The organism is Streptacidiphilus sp. PAMC 29251 (genome assembly GCF_054208735.2).
Map to the genome: position 1 here is coordinate 6,852,662 of NZ_CM135725.2, position 16,233 is coordinate 6,868,894.

17 protein-coding genes and 1 pseudogene are annotated in these 16,233 nt (G+C 69.2%); all 18 read left to right on the forward strand.

Annotation, left to right across the window (positions count from 1 at the left end; translation table 11 throughout):
- Positions 1-111 precede the first annotated feature (111 nt).
- The 18 genes and pseudogenes from rpmE (at position 112) to ACXKR8_RS32805 (ending at position 16,225) form a co-directional block, all read left to right on the forward strand.
- Positions 112-336, forward strand: coding sequence for a 50S ribosomal protein L31 (gene rpmE / locus ACXKR8_RS32720; RefSeq protein WP_458268178.1), 225 nt, complete (start codon positions 112-114; stop codon positions 334-336).
- A gap of 122 nt (positions 337-458) precedes the next feature.
- The gene (gene prfA, locus ACXKR8_RS32725; protein WP_458268179.1) at positions 459-1,538 is read left to right on the forward strand and encodes a peptide chain release factor 1; all 1,080 of its coding nucleotides are present in this window, start codon (positions 459-461) and stop codon (positions 1,536-1,538) included.
- Positions 1,539-1,579: 41 nt separating this feature from the next.
- Positions 1,580-2,446, forward strand: a complete 867-nt coding sequence (gene prmC / locus ACXKR8_RS32730; RefSeq protein ID WP_458268180.1) for a peptide chain release factor N(5)-glutamine methyltransferase — start codon at positions 1,580-1,582, stop codon at positions 2,444-2,446.
- An 85-nt stretch (positions 2,447-2,531) separates the two neighbouring features.
- A pseudogene (locus ACXKR8_RS32735) lies at positions 2,532-3,158 on the forward strand (L-threonylcarbamoyladenylate synthase); the annotation flags it as partial.
- A gap of 177 nt (positions 3,159-3,335) precedes the next feature.
- Positions 3,336-3,983, forward strand: coding sequence for an arsenate reductase/protein-tyrosine-phosphatase family protein (locus ACXKR8_RS32740; protein ID WP_458275139.1), 648 nt, complete (start codon positions 3,336-3,338; stop codon positions 3,981-3,983).
- A 100-nt stretch (positions 3,984-4,083) separates the two neighbouring features.
- On the forward strand, positions 4,084-5,325 hold the full coding sequence (locus ACXKR8_RS32745) for a serine hydroxymethyltransferase (RefSeq protein WP_458268182.1): 1,242 nt from the start codon (positions 4,084-4,086) through the stop codon (positions 5,323-5,325).
- A gap of 167 nt (positions 5,326-5,492) precedes the next feature.
- Positions 5,493-6,833 (forward strand): MraY family glycosyltransferase, encoded by a 1,341-nt coding sequence (locus tag ACXKR8_RS32750; RefSeq protein WP_458268183.1) that lies wholly within the window; start codon positions 5,493-5,495, stop codon positions 6,831-6,833.
- Between the two features lie 222 nt (positions 6,834-7,055).
- On the forward strand, positions 7,056-7,490 hold the full coding sequence (locus ACXKR8_RS32755) for a hypothetical protein (RefSeq protein ID WP_458268184.1): 435 nt from the start codon (positions 7,056-7,058) through the stop codon (positions 7,488-7,490).
- Between the two features lie 234 nt (positions 7,491-7,724).
- Positions 7,725-8,534, forward strand: a complete 810-nt coding sequence (gene atpB / locus ACXKR8_RS32760; protein ID WP_458268185.1) for a F0F1 ATP synthase subunit A — start codon at positions 7,725-7,727, stop codon at positions 8,532-8,534.
- A gap of 70 nt (positions 8,535-8,604) precedes the next feature.
- Positions 8,605-8,859 (forward strand): ATP synthase F0 subunit C, encoded by a 255-nt coding sequence (gene atpE, locus ACXKR8_RS32765; RefSeq protein ID WP_458268186.1) that lies wholly within the window; start codon positions 8,605-8,607, stop codon positions 8,857-8,859.
- Between the two features lie 41 nt (positions 8,860-8,900).
- Entirely contained in the window at positions 8,901-9,452 is a 552-nt protein-coding gene (locus ACXKR8_RS32770) for a F0F1 ATP synthase subunit B (RefSeq protein ID WP_458268187.1), read from the forward strand.
- Positions 9,449-10,264, forward strand: a complete 816-nt coding sequence (locus tag ACXKR8_RS32775; protein WP_458268188.1) for a F0F1 ATP synthase subunit delta — start codon at positions 9,449-9,451, stop codon at positions 10,262-10,264. The genes ACXKR8_RS32770 and ACXKR8_RS32775 overlap by 4 nt, the downstream gene beginning before the upstream one ends.
- Positions 10,265-10,405: 141 nt before the next feature.
- Complete coding sequence (gene atpA / locus ACXKR8_RS32780; protein WP_458268189.1) at positions 10,406-11,980, forward strand: F0F1 ATP synthase subunit alpha; 1,575 nt, start codon at positions 10,406-10,408, stop codon at positions 11,978-11,980.
- A 28-nt stretch (positions 11,981-12,008) separates the two neighbouring features.
- On the forward strand, positions 12,009-12,920 hold the full coding sequence (locus ACXKR8_RS32785) for a F0F1 ATP synthase subunit gamma (protein WP_458268190.1): 912 nt from the start codon (positions 12,009-12,011) through the stop codon (positions 12,918-12,920).
- Between the two features lie 4 nt (positions 12,921-12,924).
- Positions 12,925-14,370, forward strand: a complete 1,446-nt coding sequence (gene atpD, locus ACXKR8_RS32790) for a F0F1 ATP synthase subunit beta (RefSeq protein ID WP_458268191.1) — start codon at positions 12,925-12,927, stop codon at positions 14,368-14,370.
- A 153-nt stretch (positions 14,371-14,523) separates the two neighbouring features.
- Positions 14,524-14,895: a F0F1 ATP synthase subunit epsilon gene (locus tag ACXKR8_RS32795; protein WP_458268192.1), complete on the forward strand. Its 372-nt coding sequence runs from the start codon at positions 14,524-14,526 to the stop codon at positions 14,893-14,895.
- Between the two features lie 190 nt (positions 14,896-15,085).
- Positions 15,086-15,619: a DUF2550 domain-containing protein gene (locus ACXKR8_RS32800; protein ID WP_462099940.1), complete on the forward strand. Its 534-nt coding sequence runs from the start codon at positions 15,086-15,088 to the stop codon at positions 15,617-15,619.
- Between the two features lie 33 nt (positions 15,620-15,652).
- The gene (locus tag ACXKR8_RS32805) at positions 15,653-16,225 is read left to right on the forward strand and encodes a cob(I)yrinic acid a,c-diamide adenosyltransferase (protein WP_458268194.1); all 573 of its coding nucleotides are present in this window, start codon (positions 15,653-15,655) and stop codon (positions 16,223-16,225) included.
- Positions 16,226-16,233: the final 8 nt, after the last annotated feature.

Genomic DNA, 16,233 nt, shown 5'->3' on the forward strand with positions numbered 1-16,233 from the left:
ACCGGTTTGGGCAGATGCGGCCAGTGCTGGCAGACTGGTACGTCGGTCCCGGTTCACGGAAGAGGCAGCCCGCCATCCGACCCGGAACCCTCCCGAACCTAGGAGCACCCCTTGAAGTCCGAGATCCACCCCAACTACGTGGTCACCCAGGTCACCTGCACCTGTGGCAACGAGTTCACCACCCGCAGCACCGAGCCGTCCGGCGTCATGCGCGCCGAAATCTGCTCGAACTGCCACCCCTTCTACACCGGTAAGCAGAAGATCATGGACACCGGTGGCCGCGTGGCCCGCTTCGAGGCCCGCTTCGGCAAGAAGCACGCCGCCAAGCACCAGTAGCGGTCCCTCGGCGCCGACCGGGCGCACTCTCCACCACGGAGGTGCCGCCCCGGTCGGCGCCGTTCGCGTTGCCCACTCACTTTCCCCAAGTCCCACGCACGTCGGAAGAAGGCACCAGCGCCATGTTCGAGGCAGTCGAGGAGCTCCTGAGCGAGCACGCGGTCCTTGAGGAGCGCCTGGCCGACCCGGCCGTGCACGGCGACCAGGCGGAGGCCCGCCGCCTCTCCAAGCGCTACGCCGAGCTGACCCCGATCACCGCGGCCTACCGCGCCTGGCGGCAGACCGGCGAGGACATCGAGGCGGCCCGCGAGTTCGCCGAGGACGATCCGGACTTCTACGCCGAGATCAAGTCGCTGGAGCGCCAGCGCGAGCAGCTGACCGAGGACCTGCGGCTGCTGCTGGTCCCGCGCGACCCCAATGACGACAAGGACATCCTCCTCGAGGTCAAGGCCGGCGAGGGCGGTGAGGAGTCGGCGCTGTTCGCCGGCGACCTGCTGCGGATGTACCTGCGCTACGCCGAGAAGCTCGGCTGGAAGACCGAGATCATCGACGCCAACGAGTCGGACCTCGGCGGCTACAAGGACGTCCAGGTCTCGGTGAAGGCCCGGGCCGGCACCGAGCCCGGCCAGGGCGTCTGGGCCAGGATGAAGTACGAGGGCGGCGTGCACCGGGTGCAGCGGGTCCCGGCGACCGAGTCGCAGGGCCGGATCCACACCTCCGCCGCCGGCGTGCTGGTCACGCCCGAGGCCGAGGACGTCGAGATCGAGATCAACGCCAACGACCTGCGGATCGACGTCTACCGCTCCTCGGGTCCCGGCGGCCAGTCGGTCAACACCACCGATTCGGCGGTCCGGATCACCCACCTCCCGACCGGCATCGTCTCCTCCTGCCAGAACCAGAAGAGCCAGCTCCAGAACAAGGAGCAGGCCATGCGCATCCTGCGGTCGCGGATCCTCGCCGCCGCCCAGGAGGAGGCGGACCAGGAGGCCAGCGACGCCCGCCGGAGCCAGGTCCGCAGCGTGGACCGCTCGGAGCGGATCCGGACGTACAACTTCCCGGAGAACCGCATCTCGGACCACCGCACCGGCTTCAAGGCGTACAACTTGGACCAGGTGCTCAGCGGCGAGCTCGACCCGATCATCCAGTCGGCCATCGACGCCGACGCCGCCGCCAGGCTCGAAGCCGCCGCGCAGAACAACTGAGAACCAGCAGCCCGCCAGGAACCGACCAGAGGGGAGCCCGCATGAACCTGCTGCTCGCCGAGGTGGCCCAGGCCACCCAGCGATTGGCCGCCGCAGGCGTGCCCTCGCCGCGCTTCGACGCCGAGGAGCTTGCCGCGTACGTCCACGAGGTCAAGCGGGGCGAGCTGCACTCGGTGGCGGACAGCGAGTTCGACGCCCGCTACTGGGAGGTCATCTCCCGCCGCGAGGCCAGGGAACCGCTTCAGCACATCACCGGGCGGGCCTTCTTCCGCTATCTGGAGCTGCAGGTCGGCCCCGGGGTCTTCGTGCCGCGACCGGAGACCGAGTCGGTGGTCGGCTGGGCCATAGACGCGCTGCGCTCGATGGACGTGGCCGAGCCGCTGGTGGTGGACCTCTGCACCGGCTCCGGCGCGATCGCGCTGGCGCTGGCCCAGGAGGTGCCGCGGAGCCGGGTGCACGCCGTGGAGCTGTCCGAGCAGGCGTACACCTGGGCCCGCCGCAATGTCGACGCCAGCCCCGACGCCTCGCGGATCAGCCTGGTCCAGGGCGACGCGACCAAGGCCTTCGACGACCAGCCGGAGCTGCAGGGCCAGTTCGACCTGGTGATCAGCAACCCGCCCTACATCCCGCTCACCGAGTGGGAGTACGTGGCCCCCGAGGCCCGCGACCACGACCCGCAGCTCGCGCTGTTCTCGGGCGAGGACGGGCTGGACACCATCAGGGGCATCGAGAAGGTCGCCGCCAGGCTGCTCAGGCCCGGCGGGGTGGTGGTGATCGAGCACGCCGACACCCAGGGCGGCCTGGTCCCGTGGATCTTCCGCGAGGAGTCCGGCTGGACCGACGCGGCCGACCACCGCGACCTCAACAACCGCCCCCGCTTCGCCACGGCCCGCCGGGCCGCACTGTGAACCCTCAAGCTGTGAACCCTCAAGCTGTGAACCGTCACGTTCGTCACGTTGTGAATCTCACCGCCCACGGAAGGGGCCTGCACCGATGAGCCGCCGCTACGACTGTGCCGATCCGAGCGACCGTGCCGCCGGCCTGCGCGAGGCCGCCTCGGCGATCCGCCGGGGCGAGCTCATCGTGCTGCCCACCGACACCCTCTACGGCATCGGCGCGGACGCCTTCACCCCGGACGCCGTCGCCGCGCTGCTGGCCGCCAAGGGCCGCGGGCGCAATATGCCCACCCCGGTCCTGATCGGCTCGCCGACCACCCTGCACGGCCTGGTCAGCGACTTCTCCGAGTCCGCCTGGGAGCTGGTCGACGCCTTCTGGCCCGGCGGGCTGACCCTGGTCACCAAGCACCAGCCCTCGCTGCGCTGGGACCTGGGCGACACCAGGGGCAGCGTCGCGGTCCGGATGCCGCTGCACCCGGTCGCCATCGAGCTGCTGAACACCACCGGGCCGCTCGCCGTCTCCAGCGCCAACCTGACCGGCGGCACGCCCCCGGCCGACTGCGACGAGGCCCAGGGCCAGCTCGGCGACAGCGTCTCGGTCTATCTCGACGGCGGTCGCGCCGACCACGCCGTGGCCTCGTCCATCGTCGATGTCACCGGCAAGATCCCGGTGCTGCTCCGCGAGGGCGCGGTCACCGCCGCGCAGCTCCGCGAGGTGGTACCCACCCGACCTGGTGGTCGGCAGTTGACCGACGTCCGCGCAGGAGTGGCGGGAGCCGCGGGAGCGGCGGGAGTGCTGGCCCATCCCCACAGCGCCGGGCCCCATCGCGGGGCCGCGGCGGGTTCCGTCATTCCCCTGGGCAGCCTCTCCGGTCAGGGGAGCGGTCGGCACGCCCGCCCGCTGCCCCGTCCGTACTACGGGGGAGCGGAGCCCCGGCACGGCGCTTTCAAGATCCTCTATGTGTGCACCGGGAACGTCTGCCGCTCGCCCATCGCCGAGCGGCTGACCCGGCACGAGCTGACCCACCGGCTCGGCTCCCGGGCCGGCGACATCCTGGTGGAGAGCGCGGGCACCTGGGGCCACGAGGGTGCGCCGATGGAGTCCAACGCCGCCGAGATCCTCGGCGAGTACGGCGCCGACCCGCGCGGCTTCGTCGGCCGCGAGCTGCTGGACGAGCACGTCATCGGCGCCGACCTGGTGCTGACCGCGACCCTGGACCACCGGGCCCAGGTGATCTCCATGGGCCATGCCGCCGGGCTGCGCACCTTCACCCTCAAGGAGTTCACCCGGCTGGTGAAGGCGATAGACGCGGCCACCCTGCCGGAGGCCGCCGAGGTCCCCGGCGAGATCGCCGAGCGGGCCAGGGTGCTGGTCCGCGCCGCCGCCGCGCTGCGCGGCTGGCTGCTCGCCGCGACCCCCGAGGCGGACGAGGTGGACGACCCGTACGGCGCTCCGCTGGGGATGTTCCGCAACTGCGGCGAGGAGATCTTCGACGCGCTCGATCCCATCGTGACCGCGCTGACCGGGGTGGCCCGGGTGCCCGCTTAGCCCAGGCGTAACGATTACTCCCGTCCTAGAGTGAGTGCGCAGGCAGTGGCTTCCCAGGGAACGGACTCCCAGGGAGTGATACGGCGCAGGGAGCGTAGGGATGGCAGAGCTCAGCGTGCAGGATCCGCAGCTCGCCGACGTCCTGGCGGGCGAGCTCCGGCGCAGGGCGGAGCAGGTGCACCTGCTCGCGGGGGAGAACTTCTGCTCGCCCGCCGTCCGCGCGGTCCTGGCCGGCCCGCTGGGCGACAAGTACGCCGAGGGCTATCCGGGGCAGCGGCACCACACCGGCTGCGAGTTCGCCGACGCCGCCGAGGAACTCGCGGTGGAGCGGGCGAAGTCGCTGTTCGGGGCCGCGCACGCCAATGTCCAGCCGTACTCCGGCACCACCGCGGTGCTCGCCGCCTACGCCGCGCTGCTGCGCCCGGGCGACGCGGTGCTGGCGATGTCGCTGCAGCACGGCGGCCATCTGACCCACGGCTCCGGGGCCAACTTCTCCGGCCGCTGGTTCGAGTTCACCAGCTACGGCGTGCGCGAGCGGGACGGCCTGGTGGATCTGGACCAGGTGCGGGACCTGGCCCGGGCGCTGCGCCCCAAGGCGATCATGGCCGGGGCGATCTCCTATCCGCGGGCCCTGGACTGGGCCGCCTTCCGGGCCATCGCCGACGAGGTGGGCGCCTACCTGGTGGCGGACGCCTCGCAGACCATCGGCCTGGTGGCCGGGGGAGCGCTGGAATCCCCGGTGCCCTACGCGGACGTGGTCTGCGGGGTGACCCACAAGCTGCTCGGCGGCCCCAGGGGCGGGCTGCTGCTGTGCACCGCGGAGCTGGCCGGACGGGTCGACCGGGCGGTGTTCCCGTTCACCCAGGGCGGCCCGGCGATGAACCAGATCGCCGCCAAGGCCATGGTCCTGGGCCTGGCCGCGCGGCCCGAGTACGCCGACTACGCCCGCCGCACGGTGGCCAACGCGCAGACGCTGGCCGCCGGACTCGCGGGGGAGGGGCTGCGTCCGCTGACCGGCGGCACCGACACCCACCTGGTCACCGCCGACGCCCGTCCGCTGCGGCTGAGCGGACGCGAGGTGGAGCAGCGCTGCGAGGCGGTGGGCCTGCTGCTGGGAAAGTGCGCGGTGCCCTTCGACGAGGCCCCGCCCGCCGCGACCTCCGGCATCCGCTCCGGCACGGCCTGCGTGACCACGCAGGGAATGGGGCAGACGCAGATGAACGAACTCGCCGTCCTGATCGGCCGGGCCCTGCGGGCCGAGGGGGAGGGCGAGGTGCGGGCGGTGGCGGCGGACGTGCGGGCGATCGCCGGGCGCTTTCCGGTCGACGTGCACGAAGATTGATGGCTATAGGTACGTATAGACAAAACCGCAATAGTGGCTCCAAGCGTCCCTGTGCATAGGGTGGTGCGCTGTCGTGCCGCACCAACACCACCCAGCCCACCCGACTCGGCCGCTATGCTCAGCCGAAGTCACGGGGGTGCCGACCGCAATATTGGAGGGCGCTGCTGATGCGTGAGTTCCTGCTGACGCTGTGCGTCGTCACCGCGGTCACCTATCTGCTCACCGGACCGGTGCGCAAATTCGCGATCATCGCCGGCGCCATGCCGCAGATCCGCGACCGGGACGTGCACAAGGAGCCGACTCCGCGCCTCGGCGGCATCGCCATGTTCGGCGGCCTGTGCGCGGGCCTGCTGGTGGCGGCCCACCTCAACAAGCTGTCCTCCATCTTCACCAACACCGGGGACGTCCCCGCGCTGCTGGCCGGCGCCACCATCATGTGGGTGATCGGGGTGCTGGACGACAAGTGGGGCGTGGACGCCCTGGTGAAGCTGGGCGGCCAGATGGTCGCGGCCGGCGTCATGGTCTTCAAGGGCGTCACCGTGCTGTGGCTGCCGATCCCCGGGGTCGGCACGGTCGTGCTGCACCAGACCTGGGGCACCTTCATCGCGGTGGCCCTGGTGGTGATCAGCGTCAACGCGGTCAACTTCATCGACGGCCTGGACGGGCTCGCGGCCGGCATGGTCTGCATCGCGGCGCTGGCCTTCTTCGCCTACTCCTACCGGCTGTCCTTCGGCTACGGGATCACCGACGCCCTGCCGGCCACGCTGTTCAGCGCGATCCTGGTCGGGATGTGCCTGGGCTTCCTGCCGCACAACCTGCATCCGGCCCGGATCTTCATGGGCGACTCGGGGGCGCTGCTGCTCGGCCTGGTGCTCTCGGTCTCGATGATCTCGCTGACCGGCCGCGTCGACCCCAGCGTCATCACCACCGGTTCGCAGACCGACGCGGTGCACGCGATGGTGCCGATCTACATCCCGCTGCTGCTGCCGCTGACCGTGATCGCGATCCCGCTGGCGGACCTGGTGCTCGCGGTGGTGCGCCGTACCTGGAACGGCCAGTCGCCGTTCGCGGCCGACAAGGGCCACCTGCACCACCGGCTGCTGCAGATCGGGCACTCGCACAGCCGCGCGGTCATGATCATGTACTTCTGGGCGGCCCTGTTCGCCTTCGCCACGGTGGCCTTCTCGGTGAACCGCACCCCGCTGCTGGCGGTGAAGATCGCCATGGCGGCCTGCCTGATCGGGATCATCGTGCTGCTGATGCCCCGCTTCAAGCCGCACGCTCCCCGGATGGCCGAGCGCTTCCTCCCCCCGCGCTACCGCCGCCCGACCGAAGAGGCCGAAGAGGTAAGAGAAGTTCTTACCCAGGGTGACGCCATCGCCCCGGAAAGTGCCGGTGTTCTTGCGGATTCCTTTTCCCACGAGGACGAAGAGCTGCTGCGCAAGATCGGCACCGGTGCGCACGCCGCCGGACGGCATTCGGGCGCATCCGGACGAAACGGTCGTTAATCCCTCCGAGTGAGGCTCATGTGGCAAGAAGCACAGCTCTAGGGTAAAGACCTCACCAAATAGCTTGTGATACCGTTCACGACATCAGGTAGATGAGCCGAAGGACCTTATGGGAGAAGGTCGTTCGGTCGCGACCCGCCTCGCGGGTCTGTGATCACGTGCTCGTTCTCCTTTCACTTCCCTTGATCGCCTTTCCATTCCATCGCGCCGGAGTTGACGACGATGCTGTCCAACGACGCCCAGATCCTCCGTGGATCAGCCATGCTGGCTGCTCCGGTGGGGGTCGTTGCCGCTGTGCTCAGCACGGTGTTCGCCGGCTCCAAGGGCCTGGTCGGTGCGCTGGTCGCGCTGGCCGTGGTCGCGGTGTTCTTCGGTGCGGGCTTCTGGGCGCTGATGCGCCTGACCCAGAACAAGCCGCAGCTGGTGATGATGGCCGGCCTGCTGGTCTACGCGGTGCAGATGCTGCTCATCGGTGTCTTCGTCGTCGTGTTCAAGGACACCACCCTGTTCAGCGGCAGGGCCTTCGCGCTCACGCTGCTGGTCACCGCGCTGGCCTGGGTGGGCGGCCAGGTCCGCTACACCCTGACCAGCAAGATCCTCTACGTCGACCCCGAGCCCTCGGTGCCTGTGCAGGCGGAGTCCCGAGATGCGGCGTAAGGGCGGGGTAAAGCCGGTTCATCCCCATCTGCTATCGTCCGGAATCGCATCCGGTCGAAAGGGACTTCAGTCCCCTCCCGGGGGCGTCCGATCCTCGACCGGTGAGTTTCGACCGGTGAACCGAGTCGATCAGCGGCGCCACCAGCCCACGTCCCCCGTGCCGAACCGTGGCCATACAGGCCGCACCGACACACAAGGTTGCAGTTCTTATGCGTCACGACGAAGGAGTCACGGGTGAGTACCCCATTGATGCTCGCTGAGAGCGGGTGCCACATCTCGCCGTCGGGTTGTGGCTTCCCCGCACCGGGTCTCAACTCGTTCGACTTCAAGCCGATCTTCAGCATCGGCAGTTTCGACTTCACCAAGCCGATGCTGCTGGCGATCATCTGCATGCTGCTGGTCGTCGGTTTCTTCTGGGCCGCCTTCGGCAAGCCCAAGCTGGTGCCCGGCAAGCTGCAGCTGATCGGCGAGATCGGCTACACCTTCATCTCCCGTGGCATCGCCCGCGATGTGATCGGCAAGAAGGGCGACAAGTACGTCCCCTTCCTGACCTCGATCTTCTTCTTCGTGTGGATCATGAACATCATGTCCATCATCCCGCTGGCCCAGTTCCCCGTGGCGTCGCGCTTCGCGTACCCGGTGTCCATCGCGGTGCTGGTGTGGATCACGTACATGTACCTCACGTTCAAGACCCACGGCTTCGTCGGCGGTTGGAAGCACCTCACCCTGCTGGAGGGGCTGCCCGGTTGGCTGGTCCCGCTGATCGTGGTCATCGAGTTCCTGCAGAACGTGATCCTGCGCCCCTTCACCCTCGCGGTGCGGCTCTGGGCCAACATGTTCGCCGGCCACATGCTGATCGTGATGTTCAGCGCCGCCACCTGGTACCTGCTGACCCCGAAGGTCTTCGCGCTCTTCTCGGCCGGATCCTTCGTCATGGCCGCCGCCATGACCGCCTTCGAGGTGCTGATCCAGTTCCTGCAGGCCTACATCTTCACGCTGCTCACCTCGCTCTACATCAGCGGAGCGCTTGAAGAGGGTCACTGACCCTCCCACCCCACCAGACTTCCGCTGGGAAGCCCCCCAACGGATCGCATCACAAGGAAGACAGGGAACAATGTCTGCCATCCACTCTGCGGTTGAGCTCGCTGCCGGCGCCACTGTCGCGGGCCGCCTGGGCGCCATCTCCTACGGTCTGGCCGCGATCGGCCCGGGCGTCGGCATCGGCGTCGTCTTCGGCCACTCCATCGAGGCCATGGCCCGTCAGCCCGAGGCCATGCCGATCATCCGTCAGAACATGTTCCTGGGCTTCGCGCTCTGTGAGGTTCTGGCCCTCCTCGGCCTGGTCGTCCCGTTCATCTTCAGCAGCTGAACCGACCGGACCAGTAGCCACACTTGATGAAAGGTTCAGACATGCTGAAGAACTTGGCTGCGGAGGGGGCTCAGAATCCCCTGATCCCCGCTCTGCCCGAGCTCATCATCGGCCTGCTCTGCTTCTGCATCGTCTTCGGCGTCCTCGGCAAGAAGCTTCTGCCCAACATCCAGAAGACCCTGGACGAGCGGCACGACGCGATCGAGGGTGGCCTGGAACGGGCGGAGGAGGCGCAGGCTGAGGCCGCGCGCACCCTCAAGGAGTACCAGGACCAGCTTGCGGAGGCCCGTCACGAGGCCGCTCGGATCACCGAGCACGCCCGTGAGCAGGGCGCCGTGATCATCGCGGAGATGAAGGAAGAGGGCCAGCGCCAGCGCGAGGCCATCATCACCGCGGGCCACGCCCAGATCGAGGCGGACCGCCGTCAGGTGACGAACGTGCTTCGTCAGGACGTCGGCCGGATCGCCACCGACCTGGCCGGCCGCGTCGTCGGCGAGTCCCTGGAGGACTCCGCCCGGCAGAGCCGGATCATCGACCGCTTCCTGGACGAGCTCGACGCGAAGTCGGCCGAGGCTGCGGGCGCCGCCAAGTGAGCAGCGCCACACGTCAGTCGAACGCCGCAGCACGCGAGCGCCTGGAAGCCCTGACCGACAGCACCTCGGTCGACCTGGTCGCCCTCGGTGCCGACCTGCTCGCGGTGACCGCCGTGCTCGACCGCGAGGTCGGACTGCGACGGACCCTCACCGACCCGGCGACCGCCGGACAGCGCAAGGCCGACCTGGCCACCGCGCTGCTCAGCGGCAAGGTCGGCGCGGAGACGCTCGACCTGGTGGCCGGCATGGTCCGGTCCCGCTGGGCGACTTCCCGCGACCTGGTCGACGGCATCGAGCAGCTGGCCTCGCTCGCCGAGGTCATCGGCGCCGACCGGGCCGGTGCCTTGGACGAGGTCGAGGACGAGCTGTTCCGCTTCGGACGGATCGTCGCCGGCAGCCCCGAGCTGCGGGCCGCGCTCACCGACGGTGCCGCGGACTCCGCCGCCAAGGGTGAGCTGGTCCGCGACCTGCTCGGAGGCAAGGCCAAGCCGCAGACCGTGCAGCTGATCACCGCCCTGGTGACCCAGCCGCGTGGACGTAGCCTGGAAGGCGGCCTGGAGGAGTACTCCCGGCTCGCCGCGGGCCGGCGTGGTCGGGTGGTCGCCCTGGTGACCGCCGCGGTGCCGTTGTCGGACGCGCAGAAGGAACGGCTCGCCGCTTCGCTGGCGCGGCTGGTGGGCCGGCAGGTCCACCTGAACATCGACGTGGACCCCTCGGTCCTCGGCGGTGTCCGGGTCCAGATCGGCGACGAGATCATCGAGGGCACTGTCGAGAGCCGGATGGACGGCGCGCGACAGGGCCTGGCGGGTTGAGCAGGAAAGCGGGCTAGAGCCCAAGCAGCATCCGACCCTCGGTCGGTTTATACGGTCAGTGGACATGCTGGCCGAGAGTCGAATACTTGCGGCCCTCCACGGGCGGGCCGAGGATCGCAACTAGGAGAGCAGGGAACCCAGATGGCGGAGCTCACGATCCGGCCGGAGGAGATCCGGGACGCGCTGGACAACTTCGTCCAGTCGTACCAGCCGGACGCCGCCTCGCGTGAAGAGGTCGGCACTGTCACCTACACGGCTGACGGCATCGCCCGGGTCGAGGGTCTGCCCTCGGTCATGGCGAACGAACTGCTGAAGTTCGAGGACGGAACCCTCGGCCTCGCGCTGAACCTCGACACCCGCGAGATCGGTGTCGTCGTCCTCGGCGAGTACAGCGCAATCGAGGAGGGCCAGACGGTCCGCCGCACCGGCGAGGTCCTGTCGGTCCCCGTGGGCGAGGGCTACCTCGGCCGCGTGGTCGACCCGCTGGGCCAGCCGATCGACGGCCTCGGCGAGATCGCGTCCAGCGGCCGCCGCGCCCTGGAGCTGCAGGCTCCCGGCGTCATGGTCCGCAAGTCGGTGCACGAGCCGCTGCAGACCGGCATCAAGGCCATCGACGCGATGACCCCGATCGGCCGCGGCCAGCGCCAGCTGATCATCGGCGACCGCCAGACCGGCAAGACCGCGGTGGCGATCGACGCGATCATCAACCAGCGCGACAACTGGCGCTCGGGCGACCCGAAGAAGCAGGTCCGCTGCATCTACGTCGCCATCGGCCAGAAGGGCTCCACCATCGCCTCCGTGCGCGGTGCGCTGGAGGAGGCGGGCGCGCTGGAGTACACCACCATCGTGGCTGCCCCGGCGTCCGACCCGGCCGGCTTCAAGTACCTCGCCCCGTACACCGGCTCGGCCATCGGCCAGGAGTGGATGTACGACGGCAAGCACGTCCTCATCGTCTTCGACGACCTGTCGAAGCAGGCCGAGGCGTACCGCGCGGTGTCGCTGCTGCTGCGTCGCCCGCCGGGCCGCGAGGCCTACCCCGGTGACGTGTTCTACCTGCACTCCCGTCTGCTGGAGCGTTGCGCCAAGCTGTCGGACGAGCTGGGCGCGGGCTCGATGACCGGTCTGCCGATCATCGAGACCAAGGCCAACGACGTCTCGGCGTACATCCCCACCAACGTGATCTCGATCACCGACGGCCAGTGCTTCCTTGAGTCCGACCTGTTCAACTCGGGCATCCGCCCGGCCGTGAACGTCGGTATCTCGGTCTCCCGGGTCGGTGGCTCGGCGCAGATCAAGGCCATGAAGTCGGTGGCAGGCCGACTGCGTCTGGACCTCGCCCAGTACCGCGAGCTGGAGGCGTTCGCCGCCTTCGGTTCCGACCTGGACGCGGCCTCCAAGGCCCAGCTGGAGCGTGGCGCCCGGATGGTGGAGCTGCTCAAGCAGGGCCAGTACCAGCCCTTCCCGGTCGAGGAGCAGGTCGTCTCGATCTGGGCCGGCACCACCGGCCAGCTGGACAACGTCCCGGTCGTGGACATCCGCAAGTTCGAGCGCGAGTTCCTCGACTACCTGCGCCGCGAGCACAAGGGCGTCCTGACCACGATCGTCGAGACCAGCAAGCTCGAGGACGGCACGATCACCTCCCTGACCGAGGCAATCACCTCGTTCAAGAAGGAGTTCACCACCTCCCAGGGCGCGCTCCTCGGCGACTCGGCCTGACGAGAGACGGAAAGGACGGTAACGGCCCATGGGAGCACAGCTTCGGGTCTACAAGCGCCGGATCCGCTCTGTCACCGCGACGAAGAAGATCACCAAGGCGATGGAGATGATCTCCGCGTCGCGCATCATGAAGGCGCAGCGCGCGGTGGCGGCCTCCTCCCCGTACGCGGACGAGCTCACCCGTGCGGTGACCGCGGTCGCGACGAGGTCCAACGCCAAGCACCCGGTCACGACCGAGCCGGAGAACCCGGTTCGCGCCGGGGTACTGGTGGTCACCTCCGACCGCGGTCTGGCCGGCGGATACTCCTCCAACGCCATCAAGCAGGCCGTCGCACTGACGGCCCGCCTGAAGGCGGAGGGCAAGGAGGTCGTCACGTTCATGGTCGGTCGCAAGGGCCTGGGTTTCTACGCCTTCCGTGAGATGCCGGTCGCGGCCTCGTGGACCGGCTTCTCGGACAAGCCGACCTACCAGGACGCCAAGACGGTCTCGGCCGACCTGATCGACGCCTTCGTCAAGGACACGGCGGAGGGCGGCGTGGACGAACTGCACGTGGTCTCGACCGAGTTCGTCTCGATGCTCACGCAGAACCCGGTGGACCTGCGCCTGCTCCCGCTCAAGCTGGAGCAGACGCAGGCCGCGGCGAAGGAGCACGGCCCCTTCCCGCTCTACGACTTCGAGCCGTCGGTGGAGGGCGTCCTGGACGCCCTGCTGCCCCGGTACGTCGAGAGCAGGATCTACAACGCGCTGCTGCAGTCGGCCGCTTCGGAGCACGCCGCCCGGCGTCGTGCGATGAAGAGTGCGACCGACAACGCGGGCGACCTCATCAAGTCGCTTTCGCGGCGCGCCAACTCGGCCCGACAGGCCGAGATCACCCAGGAAATCAGCGAGATCGTCGGTGGCGCTACCGCCCTGGCCGACGCGAACGCGGGGAGTGACTAGACATATGACTGCCACTGTTGAGACCGCGACGGCCACCGGCCGTGTCGCGCGGGTCATCGGTCCGGTCGTCGACGTGGAATTCTCCGTCGACGCCATGCCGGCGATGTTCAACGCGCTCAAGGTCGAGATCGACGCGCCGGACGGTACCGGCCGCAAGATCCTGACCCTCGAGGTAGCCCAGCACCTCGGCGACGGCCTGGTCCGCGCCATCTCCATGCAGCCGACCGACGGTCTGCAGCGCGGTACCGGTGTCACCGACACCGGTGCGGCGATCTCGGTCCCGGTCGGCGAGATCACCAAGGGCAAGGTCTTCAACGCCCTCGGTGAGGTCCTGAACGCGGACAAGGCGGAGTTCGAGGCCACGGTCACCACCCGCTGGCCGATCCACCGGGTCGCCCCGCGCTTCGACCAGCTCGAGTCCAAGACCGAGATGTTCGAGACCGGCATCAAGGTCATCGACCTGCTCACCCCGTACGTCCAGGGTGGAAAGATCGGCCTGTTCGGTGGTGCCGGTGTCGGCAAGACCGTCCTCATCCAGGAGATGATCTACCGCGTCGCCGAGAACTTCGGTGGCGTGTCGGTCTTCGCCGGTGTCGGTGAGCGTACCCGCGAGGGCAACGACCTCATCGAGGAGATGAAGGACTCCGGCGTTCTGGAGAAGACCGCCCTGGTCTTCGGCCAGATGGACGAGCCCCCGGGCACCCGTCTCCGGGTCGCGCTCTCGGCCCTCACCATGGCCGAGTACTTCCGTGACGTGGTCGGCCAGGACGTGCTGCTGTTCATCGACAACATCTTCCGGTTCACCCAGGCCGGTTCCGAGGTGTCGACCCTGCTCGGCCGGATGCCCTCCGCGGTGGGTTACCAGCCGAACCTGGCCGACGAGATGGGTCTCCTCCAGGAGCGCATCACCTCGACCCGCGGTCACTCGATCACCTCGATGCAGGCGATCTACGTTCCCGCGGACGACCTGACCGACCCGGCCCCGGCCACCACCTTCGCCCACCTCGACGCTCTGACGGTGCTCTCCCGTCCGATCTCCGAGAAGGGCATCTACCCGGCCGTCGACCCGCTGGACTCCACGTCCCGGATCCTGGACCCGCGCTACATCGCGCAGGACCACTACGACACGGCCATCCGCATCAAGGGGATCCTGCAGAAGTACAAGGACCTCCAGGACATCATCGCGATCCTCGGTATCGACGAGCTGAGCGAGGAAGACAAGGTCACCGTCTACCGCGCCCGGCGCATCGAGCGGTTCCTGTCCCAGAACACCTACGTGGCGAAGCAGTTCACCGGTGTCGACGGGTCCACGGTTCCGCTGGACGAGACCATCCACGCGTTCACCGCCATCGCTGACGGAAAGTACGACTCCACTCCGGAGCAGGCCTTCTTCATGTGCGGCGGCATCGACGACCTGGAGCGCAACGCCGCCGAGCTCGCCAAGAAGTAGTTCGGCGAACGGCTGCTCGAAGGCGAGGGGCGGCCCCGTACGGGACCGCCCCTCGTCCGTACCCCCACCCGATTGCGGGTCCGATCGGGTGGACCGTTATTCTTTCCGCAACCCGGGCTTTACGGCACGGGCATCAAGACCGAGGAGCCCACTGTGGCTGAGCTGCATGTCGAGCTGGTCGCGGCCGACCGAAAGGTCTGGTCGGGCGAGGCCACGATCGTCCTTGCCCGTACCAAGTCCGGTGACATCGGCATCCAGGCCGGGCACACCCCGGTGCTGGGTGTGCTGGAGTCCGACCCGGTGACCATCCGCCAGGCGGACGGCACCACCGTGATCGCGGCGGTGCACGGCGGCTTCCTGTCCTTCGCGGACAACAAGCTGTCGCTGCTGGCCGAGGTCGCCGAACTCGCCGACGAGATCGACGTCGAGCGGGCCGAGCGGGCTCTGAGCGCTGCCAGGGCCGACTCCGAGGCGGGCGCCGAGCGCCGCGCCTCGGTGCGGATCCAGGCGGCGGCAAGCCGCTAGTACCCTCCTAGGAACAAGCCCGGCAGGGCTGCTGTTGACTGACCTGCACGACCGGTCCCGGGGCACGCGAGTCGCCCCGGGACCGCTGTATCCGCAGCAGCCGGATCGCACGGGAGAACGAGAGTTACCCCCGGGGCGGAACGGCCGTTGAAAAGGCACATGGGCCGACGGGCGAGGGAGGTGGCAGGGCATGGTCCTCGCGGTGGTGGTGATCGTCGTGGCGGTGCTGCTGGCCGCCCTCTGCGGGCTCGGCGCCTTCGCGGTGCGCCGGCGGCTGATCCAGCGCCCCGGCGGCACCTTCGACTGCTCGGTGCGGCTGAAGATCCCGCTGCCGACCGGCCCGGTGGGCGCCCCGCCCGTGGTCGACCCGGACGCCCCGCTGCCCTCCGGCTCCGCGCCCGCCCCGGCCTCGGCCGGCGCCGACAACGGCGGCAAGGGCTGGGTCTTCGGCATCGGCCGCTACAACCACGACTCGGTGGAGTGGTTCCGGGTCTTCAGCTACTCCCCGCGGCCGCGCAAGGTGTTCAAGCGCTCCCGGATCGAGGTGCTGCACCGCCGCACCCCGCAGGGGCAGGAGGAGCTCGCCCTGCTCTCCAACGCGATCGTGCTCACCTGTCTGCACGCCGGCGAGCCGGTGGAGCTGGCGATGAGCGAGGACGCCCTGACCGGCTTCCTGGCCTGGCTCGAGGCCGCCCCGCCCGGCCAGCGCGTCAACGTCGCCTGAGGCCTGTCGCCGGAAGGCCCTAAGCTCGGCGGCATGGTCAACCTCACGCGCATCTACACCAGGACCGGCGACGACGGCACCACCGCGCTCGGCGACATGAGCCGGACCCGGAAGACGGATCCCCGGCTCGCCGCCTACGCGGACAGCAACGAGGCCAATGCGGCGATCGGCCTGGCCATCGCCTGCGGCGGGCTGACCTCCGAGCTGAACACGGTGCTGACCCGGATCCAGAACGACCTCTTCGACGTCGGGGCCGACCTGGCCACCCCGGTGGTCGAGGACCCGAAGTACCCCCCGCTGCGGGTGCTGCAGACCTACGTGGACCGTCTTGAGCAGGACTGCGACCGCTTCCTGGAGGACCTGGAGAAGCTGCGCAGCTTCATCCTGCCCGGCGGCACCCCCGGCGCGGCGTACCTGCACCTGGCCTGCACCGTGGTGCGCCGGGCCGAGCGCAGCACCTGGGCCGCGATCGAGGAGCACGGCGACAGCATCAACCCGCTGGCCGCGACCTATCTCAACCGGCTCTCCGACCTGCTGTTCATCCTGGCCAGGACGGCCAACAAGGAGATCGGCGACGTGCTCTGGGTGCCGGGGGAGAACCGCTGAGGCGGCAC

Excerpts from the sequence above, each read along its gene's own strand:
- prmC (WP_458268180.1), top strand. The coding sequence starts at position 1,580 with ATGAACCTGCTGCTCGCCGAGGTGGCCCAGGCCACCCAGCGATTGGCC.
- atpA (WP_458268189.1), top strand. The coding sequence starts at position 10,406 with ATGGCGGAGCTCACGATCCGGCCGGAGGAGATCCGGGACGCGCTGGAC.
- ACXKR8_RS32770 (WP_458268187.1), top strand. The coding sequence starts at position 8,901 with ATGCTGAAGAACTTGGCTGCGGAGGGGGCTCAGAATCCCCTGATCCCC.
- ACXKR8_RS32800 (WP_462099940.1), top strand. The coding sequence starts at position 15,086 with ATGGTCCTCGCGGTGGTGGTGATCGTCGTGGCGGTGCTGCTGGCCGCC.
- ACXKR8_RS32785 (WP_458268190.1), top strand. The coding sequence starts at position 12,009 with ATGGGAGCACAGCTTCGGGTCTACAAGCGCCGGATCCGCTCTGTCACC.
- prfA (WP_458268179.1), top strand. The coding sequence starts at position 459 with ATGTTCGAGGCAGTCGAGGAGCTCCTGAGCGAGCACGCGGTCCTTGAG.
- ACXKR8_RS32805 (WP_458268194.1), top strand. The coding sequence starts at position 15,653 with ATGGTCAACCTCACGCGCATCTACACCAGGACCGGCGACGACGGCACC.
- atpD (WP_458268191.1), top strand. The coding sequence starts at position 12,925 with ATGACTGCCACTGTTGAGACCGCGACGGCCACCGGCCGTGTCGCGCGG.
- ACXKR8_RS32750 (WP_458268183.1), top strand. The coding sequence starts at position 5,493 with ATGCGTGAGTTCCTGCTGACGCTGTGCGTCGTCACCGCGGTCACCTAT.
- atpE (WP_458268186.1), top strand. The coding sequence starts at position 8,605 with ATGTCTGCCATCCACTCTGCGGTTGAGCTCGCTGCCGGCGCCACTGTC.
- ACXKR8_RS32745 (WP_458268182.1), top strand. The coding sequence starts at position 4,084 with ATGGCAGAGCTCAGCGTGCAGGATCCGCAGCTCGCCGACGTCCTGGCG.
- ACXKR8_RS32755 (WP_458268184.1), top strand. The coding sequence starts at position 7,056 with ATGCTGTCCAACGACGCCCAGATCCTCCGTGGATCAGCCATGCTGGCT.